The sequence below is a fragment of the Pseudarthrobacter sp. MDT1-56 genome (assembly GCF_059383555.1).
Genome location: NZ_JBWZCK010000006.1, coordinates 289,361 through 300,080, shown reverse-complemented (window position 1 = coordinate 300,080; position 10,720 = coordinate 289,361). Strand labels below are relative to the sequence as shown.

Genomic DNA, 10,720 nt, shown 5'->3' with positions numbered 1-10,720 from the left:
CAACCAATTCAATACAATAAATTGGTATCAACAAACTTGGCACACTATTGAGTTCTCAAACAACAGACACACCCGGCACCACCACAACCTCAGCCGTGGATCGATCCGGAGCAACTTCTCTATCTTACCGGGCCGCTTCACCCTTGTCGAATCGGCGCCCTGACTCAGTCTTGCCGTGAGGCTTCTTGGTCTTGGTGGCCGTTCAACTCCGGGGAGCAGCGCGGAAATAAACTCTACCACCACTTTGCCCTGCTGACAAAGGGACCGCGAGACTGACTCCAGCGAGGCATCAAAAAGCCCGGAATCACGGGGATTCCGGGCTCTTCGACGATGTTCAACCGGGCAGCGGCCTGGGGCGGCCGGCCGGCGTCAGCCCACCGGCTTGAAGTACGCGGCACCCAGCGGGGGCAGCGTGACCGTGAGTGTGGCGGGCTGGCCGTCGATGGCGACGTCCGGGGCCGTGAGGGTGCCCCCGTTCAGGACACCGGAACCTCCATACGCGTCGGCGTCGGTGTTCAGCACTTCCTGCCACTTCCCGGCCGAGGGGACGCCCAGCTGGAAGTCCGCGTGCGGGGCCCCCGAGAAGTTGAAGGCACACACCAGCGGGTTGCCCGCGGCGTCGCGTCGGATGAAGGTCAGGACGTTGCGGTTGGAGTCCCCGCCGTTGATCCACTGGAATCCAGCAGGGTCGTTGTCCTGTTCGTAGAGCGCCGGGGTGGAGCTGTACAGCTCATTGAGGTCCTTGGTCAGGAGCTGCATCCCGCGGTGCGCCGGAATCTCCGCCAGCCACCAGTCCAGGCCGTGCTGTTCGGACCATTCGGCTTCCTGGCCGAATTCCGTGCCCATGAAGATCAGCTGCTTGCCCGGGTGGGCCCACTGGTAGCCCAGGAAGGCGCGCAGGTTCGCCAGCTGCTGCCAGCGGTCCCCCGGCATCTTCCGCAGCATCGAACCCTTGCCGTGCACAACCTCGTCGTGGCTGATCGGCAGCAGGAAGTTCTCCGTGTAGGCGTAGACCATGGAGAAGGTGATGGTGCCGTGGTGCCACCGGCGGTTGAACGGATCCTCGGCCATGTACTTGAGCGAATCGTGCATCCAGCCCATGTTCCACTTGATCCCGAAGCCCAGGCCGCCCTGGCTCGTCGGCGCCGTGACACCCGGGAACGCGGTGGATTCCTCGGCGATCATGACCGCCCCGGGGTGCGTCTTATAGACCGTGGCGTTGACCTCCTGCAGGAAGGAGATGGCTTCAAGGTTCTCGCGTCCGCCGTAGCGGTTCGGCTGCCACTGTCCCTCCTCGCGGGAGTAGTCGAGGTAGAGCATGGAGGCCACGGCATCCACCCGCAGGCCGTCGATGTGGTATTCGTCGAGCCAGTAGAGCGCGTTCGCGACCAGGAAGTTGCGGACTTCGCTGCGCCCGAAGTCAAAGATAAGCGTTCCCCAGTCCGGGTGCTCGCCCAGGTTGGGGTCGGAGTGCTCGTACAGCGCTTCGCCGTCGAACCGGGCCAGCGCCCACTCATCCTTGGGGAAGTGCGCCGGCACCCAGTCCAGCAGCACACCGATGCCGGCCTGGTGGAGTTCATCCACGAGGTACCGGAACTCGTCGGGATGGCCGAAGCGTGACGTCGGAGCGAAGTAGGACGTGACCTGGTAGCCCCAGGACCCGCCGAAGGGGTGCTCCGCCACGGGCATGAACTCCACATGGGTGAAGCCAAGCCACTTGACGTATTCGACCAGTTCCTTCGCCAGTTCCCGGTAGCTGAGCCCGACCCGCCAGGAGCCGAGGTGCACTTCATAGACACTCATCGGCGAGTTGTGCGGATCCCGTGCGGCGCGGGCTTCCATCCACTCCGCATCCTTGAAGGCGTAGGAGGGCTCCACAACACGCGATGCCGTCAGCGGCGGAACCTCCGTGCCGAAGGCCAACGGATCCGCTTTCTCCACCCAGTAACCGTGTTTGGTCCGGACCTCGAATTTGTAGCACGCCCCTGCCAAAACGCCGGGGATAAAGACTTCCCAGACCCCGGAGGAGCCGAGTGACCGCATCGAGTGCTGGCGGCCGTCCCAGCCGTTGAAATCGCCCTTGACGCGGACCGCCTGCGCGTTCGGCGCCCACACGGCGAAGGACACGCCGTCGACGTCGCCCAGGGCGGACTTGTAGTGCTGGACGTGTGCGCCGAGAACATCCCAGAGGCGCTCGTGGCGGCCTTCACCGATCAGGTGCAGGTCGAGCTCGCCGATGGTGGGCAGGTACCGGTACGGGTCGTCGGCCGGCTGCGGCGGCTGGCCCTCGTAGCTCACTTCCAGCCGGTAGTCCGGAACATGGTCCGTCTCCAGCGGCTCCAGCACGGCAACCCACACCCCGCCGGACTCATGCGTCATCGGGAAGGTGCCGGTTGCGGTCACAACGGAGACGGCTTCGGCGAGGTGCTTGACCGTGCGGATCGTGACGTGGCCGTGGTCATCGAGGTGCGCACCCAGGACCGAGTGCGGCGCGTGGTGTTCGCCGGCGGCGACCCTCGCCAGAGTGTCCGCATCCACCGGCAATGGACTTCCGGGACGATCGATACGTGCTGAACCTGTCATTTTGATACCTTCCGCTGCGGCTTCGGCGGGAACGCCGGAGCCTGTACTGCCGAGGAGACGACGTGATGCGTGGACCGGAATGGAGAGCCAGTCGGGCCTGTTCCGTAGTTCGTAGATGACTTCGTAAAGGGCTTTGTCGAGCCACAGCGCGACGAAGAGCGGCGAATCACGGTCGATGCTACCGGGGATGACTTCGGCGTAGCCGGCCAGGAAGGCCTCGGCGCAGTCGTCCACCCAGGTCTCCGGGACGTTCGCCTCCGGATGCTCGCGGACGGCCGCTCCGGCGGCGTAGTCAAAGGACCGCAGCATGCCGACGACGTCGCGCAGCGGGACGTCGGGGAAATTGCGTTCCGAGATCGGCCGGAGTGGTTCCCCCTCGAAGTCGAGGATGGCCCAGCGCGGCGCTTTCCCGGCGCCACCGGGAACCTGCAGGATCTGGCCCAGGTGGAGGTCACCGTGGATCCTCTGCAGCGGTCCGGCACCGCTGCCTTCGAGGCGTGCCAGGAGTCTGTCCAGCTCCGCACCGTACGGGCCGACGGCGGTCCCGGCCTGCGCCCAGGACTGCCGCACCCGCTGGGCTACGCCGGGCGCAATGTCGCCTCCCGGGACGGATCCGGAGGCGACACCAAGTGCCTGGGCCAGCCGGCGGTGCACCGTGGCAGTCGCGGCACCCAGGGCGTGGGCCTCGGCGGTGAAGTCCCGGCCCTCGCTCGCCGCGTTGACGGCCAGCCGCCAGGCGTCCAGGCCACCGGCGAGGAACTCGTGGGCCACGGCCAGTTCGCCGCGCGCGGGGCGGGCGTCCTGCGCCCCGGCGGGTGCCTCCGCCCACTCCCCGATCACCCAGCCGAGGGTGGCCGGTACTTCAACGGTGCGCTCCGCGGTCAGGGCGGCGCCGATTTCGACCTCCGGGTTTTGGCCCTCGGAGAGCACCCGGAAGAACTTCAGGATCGCGGCCGACGCGCCGTCGTCGACGATCACGGAGCTGTTGGACTGCTCCCCGGAAAGAACCTTGACGACGCCGGTGGCCTGGGGCAGGAGGTAGCCGGACTCCACGAGGTGGCCGGTAGCGTTCCCGGCCGGGGTGGTGCCGCCGTGGCGCATGAGTTCCAGCCACGCCGCGATGAACGCCGGGTCGTGGACGCCGTCGTAAATCCACAGGGCGCCGGGCGCTGCGGCGTCGTCGGCCGCAGCCCCGGCGGGGACGGCGTCGGAAATCTGCCCGATCAGCGCCGAGTCCGCCCCGGGCAGGGGCGCGCGGCGGATGCTGAGCGGGACCTGCACGACGTCGGTGCGCGAGCCGTCCGGCGTCGGGTAGTCCACGGCCAGCAGCAGCACCTCGAGTTCGGCGCTGGCTGAAGCGCCGCCGGGGCCGCCGGCAAGGCGCAGTCCCCCGGCGGGCTCGAAGCTGAACGCGGCGCTCTTGACGGGGAACCAGCGCTGGTGCGGAAGCCAGGCGCCGAGCAGTCCGCTCAGGGCCGGGGTGAGGGTGCGTCGGGTCATGTCAGCCTTCGATGGAAAGGATCGGCATGGCCTGGGTATAGGGCGATGACGGGTTGGAGGCAGCCGAACGGATCCGGAGCCAGAAGAAATCGTGGCTGCCCAGGGTCAGCGTCAGGGTTCCGTCGTCGGAGATCCCCGGGAATGCCTGGCCGCCGAACACGTCCCGGAGGCCGCGGCCCGCGAACCTTGGCACCCGCAGGGTGGTAGCCACCGGATGCTGGGACAGGTTGAAGGCGCACAGGATGGTTTCGCCGTCCTCGCCGGCCGCGTTGCCTTCCGGCAGTTCGCGGAGGTAGGCGAGGACAACGTCGTGGTCGGCCTCGACGTGCTCGAAGCCGCCCAGCCCGAAGGCGGGGTGGTTCTTCCGGACGCTGAGGATCTGGCGGGTCCAGCGCAGCAGCGAACCCGAGTGGGCCGCCTCGGCCTCGACGTTGGCCATGCTGTAGTTGTAGACCAGCGACTGGATCACCGGAAGGTACAACTTGCCGGGGTCAGCGTTGGAGAACCCTGCGTTGCGGTCCGGGTTCCATTGCATCGGGGTGCGGACGGCGTCGCGGTCCTCGAGCCAGATGTTGTCCCCCATGCCGATCTCGTCCCCGTAGTACAGGAACGGGCTGCCGGGCAGGGACAGCAGCAGGGCGTTGATGAGCTCGATCTCCGAGCGGGAATTGTCCAGCAGCGGCGCCAGGCGGCGACGGATACCGATGTTGGCGCGCATGCGCGGGTCCGGCGCGTACCAGCCGAGCATGGCCGCGCGCTCGTCGGCGGTGACCATTTCCAGCGTCAGTTCGTCGTGGTTCCGCAGGAAGGTTCCCCACTGGGCGCCTTCGGGGATGTTCGGGGTGTCCTTCATGGTCTCGATGATGGGCGCGGCCTTCTGGTCCCGCAGCGCGTAGTAGAGCCGCGGCATGATCGGGAAGTGGAAGGCCATGTGGCATTCCGGTTCCGCTTCGCTGCCGAAGTACTCCACCACTTCAGCCGGTGGCTGGTTGGCCTCGGCGATGATCACGCGGCCCGGGTAGCTTTCGTCGACCATTTTGCGCAGCTTGCGCAGGAACTCGTGCGTCTGCGGCAGGTTCTCGCAGTTGGTGCCCTCTTCCTCGAAGAGGTACGGGATGGCGTCCGCGCGGAAGCCGTCGATGCCCTGGTCCAGCCAGAACCGCACGACGTCGAAGAGCGCATCGATGACCTTGGGGTTCTCAAAGTTGAGGTCCGGCTGGTGGCTGAAGAAGCGGTGCCAGAAGAACTGGCGCCGGATCGGGTCGAAGGTCCAGTTGGATTCCTCGGTGTCCACGAAGATGATACGGGCGTCTTCGTACTTCTCGTCCGTGTCGCTCCAGACGTAGAAGTCGCCGAACGGCCCGTCCGGGTCCTTGCGGGACTCCTGGAACCAGGGGTGCTGGTCGGAAGTGTGGTTCAGCGGGAGGTCAATGATCACGCGGACTCCGCGGGCGTGGGCCTCCGCGACGAGGCGCTTGAAATCGCTGATGGTGCCGAATTCGTCGAGCACGGAGTTGTAGTCCGAGATGTCGTAGCCGCCGTCACGGAGCGGGGACTGGAAGAACGGCGGGAGCCACAGGCAGTCGACGCCGAGCCACTGGAGGTAGTCCAGCTTCTCGATCAGGCCGTGGAAGTCGCCGGAGCCGTCGCCGTTGCCGTCGGCAAACCCCCGGACCAGCACTTCGTAGAAGACCGCTTTGCGGTACCAGTGCGGGTCATGCTGAAGGCCGGGCGCGTTCAGTTCGAAAGTCCCCTTCGGGCTGAAGTGCTGGTTGGGGTTTGTCGTGCTGAAACTCACTCGTGCTACCTCCGGATGCTAAGAATGTGTGCGGGTTCGACGTGGGCGTCCAATCGAACGTAGTTGTACTCCCCCCATTCCCAGCTCTCGCCGGTCAACAGATCATCCACCATGAACCGGCCATTGTGCGTCAGGTCGCCCGCGTCCAGCTCCAGCGCCGCCAGATCCAGCGTCACCGTGCTCTCCCGGATGCCGTGCGGATCCACGTTGACGACGATGATCAGGGTGTCCTTGGTGCCGTCGGGGAGGGTCTTGTGCTTCGAGTAGACAACAGTGGCGTTGTCAGTGCTCGCGTGCACCGTCAGGTTCTGTAGGTCCCCGAGGGCGGGGTGGGCCCGCCGGATGGCATTGAGCCGGCTCAGGTACGGGGCGAGCGTCCGGCCGGATTCGGCCGCCGCGTCCCAGTCGCGGGCCTTGTACTCGAACTTCTCGTTGTCGATGTACTCCTCGGCGCCGGGCCGGGCCACGTGCTCATAGAGTTCGAAGCCGGCGTAGACGCCCCAGATGGGACTGGCGGTGGCAGCCAGCGCCGCCCGGATCTTGAATGCGGGCGGCCCGCCGTACTGCAGGAATTCGGTCAGGATATCCGGGGTGTTGACGAAGAAGTTCGGCCGGAAGTAGGCCGGGGACTCGTGGCTGACTTCCTGGAAGTATTCCTCCAGCTCCTCCTTGGTGTTCCGCCAGGTGAAGTACGTGTAGGACTGCTGGAATCCGGCCCGGCCCAGTGCGTGCATCATGGCCGGGCGGGTGAAGGCCTCGGCGAGGAAAATGACGTCGGGGTGCTTTTTGTTGACCTTGGCGATCAGCCACTCCCAGAACCACACCGGTTTGGTGTGCGGGTTGTCGACGCGGAAGACCTTGACGCCGTGGCTCACCCAGAGGAAGACAATGCGCAGGATCTCATTGGACAGGCCCGCGGGATCGTTGTCGAAGTTGAGCGGGAATATGTCCTGGTACTTCTTCGGCGGGTTCTCCGCGTAGGCGATGCTGCCGTCAACGCGGGTGGTGAACCATTCGGGGTGGCTCTCGACCCAGGGGTGGTCCGGGGCGGCCTGCAGGGCGAGGTCCAGGGCAACTTCCAGCCCCAGCTCCCCGGCCCGCGCCACGAAGGCATCGAAGTCCTCAAAGGTGCCCAGGTCCGGGTGGATGGCGTCGTGGCCGCCCTCTTTGGCTCCGATGGCCCAGGGCGAGCCGGGATCGTGCGGTCCGGCGAGCAGGGTATTGTTCGGGCCCTTGCGGTGCTGGATGCCGATCGGGTGGATCGGCGGCATGTAGATGATGTCGAAGCCCATGGCCGCGACGGCGTCGAGGCGCTTGGCCGCGGTGCGGAAGGTTCCGGAGGTCCACTCCCCGGTTTCGTGGTTGCGGACGGCGCCCTCGGACCGGGGGAAGAACTCGTACCAGGCGCCCCGGCCGGCGAGTTCGCGCTCCACCAGCAGGGGGTACTTCTCGGAGACGGTGACCTGTTCGCGGATCGGCTGGCGTTCGATGACGTCAGCCACCTCGTCGCTGAATCCGGCGGCGAGCCGTTCCTCGGCGGTCTTGCTGGCGTCGTTGAGCCCGACGACGGCCATCCGCAGGGTCCGCCGGTCGGCGGACGGGCGGGAGGAATCCTCGGACGCGACGGAGAGCAGCGCGGCGCCCTCGGCGAGCATCAGTTCGACGTCGATTCCGGCTTCCACTTTGACCTCGGCGTTGTGGTGCCACGTGCCATAGCTGTCATGCCAGGCCTCGATCACAAAGGACCAGTTGCCGGTGCCGGATGGGGTCAGGAGCCCTTCCCAGCGGTCGGTTCCCATACCGCGCGGGCCCCGGGGCGTGGAGAGGCGGACGCGCTGGCGTTCCTTCCCCCGGGGGTCGAGCAATACGGCGCTGACTCCGAGCCGGTCGTGGCCCTCCCGGAAGGCAGTGGCACCCACCACCAGGGTTTCCCCCACCACGGCCTTGGCAGGGAATTTACCGCCTTCGACCGCAGGCTGCACGGCGGTGATCGGAAAACGGCCAAAGCTGAGGCCCTCCGTGATCAGGGCCTTCGGCTTTTGCTTGGACACGGCACTGGTTCGCGAGTTAGTCGTCACAGCCTCGACGTTATCGACAAATCGGCCAGATTGCTAAGCCTGCTCACTTTTCCGGGGTTTTCCGGGGGGCGGACGTCATTTATGCAAAAGAAACTTAAAGCAGTTCCGAGCCTCCAACTTGTCGGTTAGTGTTTCGCAGGTGAAGGCAATCCGCAGATTTACCGTCCGAACCGTTCTTCCCGAGTCGATCCGGCCGCTGGCCCGGCTGGCCACCAACCTTCGGTGGTCCTGGCACCGGCCTACGCGGGAGCTTTTCGAGGGCCTGAACCCGAAGATCTGGGCCCAGAGCGACCACGATCCCGTGTCCTTCCTGGGCCTGGTCAGCCGGGAGGAGCTGCAGCGCCTCGCCGCGGACCTGGACGTGGTGCACCGGGTCCACGCGGCTGCCGAGGAACTTGACCGGTACCTGGAACAGCCCCGGTGGTACCAGAGCCTCGGCGACGGCGCACCGGCGTGCATTGCCTACTTCTCCCCCGAGTTCGGCATCACCGAAGTGCTGCCGCAGTACTCCGGCGGCCTCGGCATCCTCGCCGGCGACCACCTGAAGGCAGCCTCGGACCTGGGCGTGCCGCTGATCGGCGTCGGCCTGCTCTACCAGGCCGGCTATTTCAAGCAGTCATTGTCCCGCGACGCGTGGCAGCAGGAAACCTATCCGGTCCTGGATCCCGACGGGCTGCCGCTGACCCTGCTGCGCGAGGCCTCCGCTGACGGCAACGGCAAGCCCATCCAGATCTCCCTGCCGCTCCCCCACGGCCGCCGGCTGCTGGCGCACGTCTGGCGCGCCGACGTCGGGCGCGTCCCGCTCCTGCTGCTGGACTCCAACGTTCCCGGCAACGACGAAGCGGCCCGCGGCATCACCGACCGCCTGTACGGCGGTGGCGGTGACCACCGGCTCCAGCAGGAGCTCCTGCTCGGCATGGGCGGAGTCAAGGCCCTGCGCGCCTACCAGAAGCTCACCGGCAGCCCCGCACCGGAAGTGTTCCACACCAACGAGGGCCATGCCGGTTTCCTGGGCGTGGAGCGGATCCAGGAAATGATGTCCGCCGCGGAACCGCTGAGCTGGGACGAGGCGCTGGCCGCCGGACGCGCCTCCACCGTGTTCACCACGCACACCCCGGTTCCCGCAGGCATTGACCGCTTCGAGGTCTCGCAGATCCAGCACTTCTTCGACGCCGGGCTGGCTCCCGATGTGCCGGTGGCAAAAATCCTGAACCTGGGCCGCGAGGACTACACGGACGGCAACCCGTTCGTGTTCAACATGGCCGTCATGGGCCTGCGCCTGGCCCAGCGTGCCAACGGCGTGGCGAAGCTGCACGGCGTCGTGTCCCGCGGCATGTTCTCCGCATTGTGGCCCGGATTCGACCACTCCGAGGTTCCCATCACCTCGGTCACCAACGGCGTGCACGTCCCCACCTGGGTGGACCCGCGGGTGTCCGCACTGGCGCGTGACCAGTTCGGCGCCGACGCGGAGGCGCAGGGCCGCTGGGACCTCGCCTACAACGTCAGCGACGAGGACGTCTGGGCCCTCCGCCGCGAGATGCGGGTGTCGCTCGTGGATGACGTGCGGCGCCGCCTCCGGGCCGCCTGGAAGAAGCGCGGGGCGGCCGACGCCGAGCTGGCGTGGACGGATTCGGTGCTGGACCCGGACGTCCTGACCATCGGCTTCGCCCGGCGTGTGCCGACCTACAAGCGGCTCACGCTGATGCTGCGCGAGCCCGAGCGGCTCAAGGCCCTGCTGCTGCACAAGACGCACCCGATCCAGCTGGTCATTGCGGGCAAGTCGCACCCGGCCGATGACGCGGGCAAGAAGATGATCCAGGACCTCGTCCGGTTCACCGACGACCCCGCGGTGCGGCACCGGATTGCCTTCCTGCCCAACTACGACATCGCCATGGCCCGGACCCTGTTCCCGGGGTGCGATGTGTGGCTGAACAACCCGCTGCGCCCGCTCGAGGCGTGCGGCACCTCCGGTATGAAGGCCGCCCTGAACGGCTCGCTGAACCTTTCGGTCCTGGACGGCTGGTGGGACGAGATGTACGACGGCGAGAACGGCTGGGCTATTCCGACCGCCAACAACGACGCTTCCCCCGAGGAACGCGACGACATCGAGGCGGCGGCGCTGTACGAACTGCTCGAGACGCAGGTGGCCCCCCGCTTCTACGGCCTCACGGTATCCGACGGCGCCGGCGCAGCCGGGCCTTCGCAGCCCGGACCGCAGTCGGTCCCCACGCACTGGGTATCGATGATCAAGCACACCATGTCCCACCTGGGCCCGGCCGTCTCCGCTGAGCGCATGCTCAAGGACTACGTCAACGTCCTGTACCGGCCGGCCGCCGTCGCCGGACGCCGGGCCGGAGCGGACCATTTTGCCGAGGCCAAGGCTCTCGCGACCTGGATTTCCCAGGTCCGGGCTGCCTGGCCGCAGATCCAGGTGGAGCACGTGGACTCGGTGGGCGTCTCGGAGGACCCGCAGATCGGCGACATCCTCCAGGTCAACGCCTATGTGGCCCTGCACGACCTCACCCCGGATGATGTGTCCGTCGAGGTCGCCTACGGCAAGGCCGAGGACAGCGACGAACTGGCCGACGTCACGGTGGCGGAGCTGAAGGCCGTTGAAGACCTCGGCAAGGGCCGGCACCTTTTCAGCGGAACCCTGGTAATCGACCGGTCCGGTTCCTTCGGCTACACGGTCCGGGTGCTCCCGAAGCACGAGGCCCTGGCGTCCAAGGCGGAACTGGGCCTGATCGTCAACGCCTGAGCC

General features: G+C 66.9%; 4 protein-coding genes. 1 reads left to right on the top strand and 3 read right to left on the bottom strand.

The genetic code is table 11. The features are described from left to right. Window positions 1-369: 369 nt before the first annotated feature. Genes AC50YC_RS11055 through AC50YC_RS11045 form a run of 3 tightly spaced genes read right to left on the bottom strand, consistent with a single transcriptional unit; the run spans window position 370 to window position 7,959 of the window. Entirely contained in the window at window positions 370-4,083 is a 3,714-nt protein-coding gene (locus tag AC50YC_RS11055) for a 1,4-alpha-glucan branching enzyme (RefSeq protein ID WP_494953563.1), read from the bottom strand. A gap of 1 nt (window position 4,084) precedes the next feature. Then, entirely contained in the window at window positions 4,085-5,881 is a 1,797-nt protein-coding gene (gene treS, locus AC50YC_RS11050; RefSeq protein WP_494953562.1) for a maltose alpha-D-glucosyltransferase, read from the bottom strand. 5 nt (window positions 5,882-5,886) lie between these two features. Next, a complete protein-coding gene (locus AC50YC_RS11045) occupies window positions 5,887-7,959 on the bottom strand; it encodes an alpha-1,4-glucan--maltose-1-phosphate maltosyltransferase (protein WP_494953561.1) in 2,073 nt (690 codons plus the stop codon). Window positions 7,960-8,098: 139 nt separating this feature from the next. On the opposite strand from AC50YC_RS11045, the gene glgP reads away from it, so the two are divergent. Beyond that, the gene (glgP, locus tag AC50YC_RS11040; protein WP_494953560.1) at window positions 8,099-10,717 is read left to right on the top strand and encodes an alpha-glucan family phosphorylase; all 2,619 of its coding nucleotides are present in this window, start codon (window positions 8,099-8,101) and stop codon (window positions 10,715-10,717) included. Window positions 10,718-10,720: the final 3 nt, after the last annotated feature.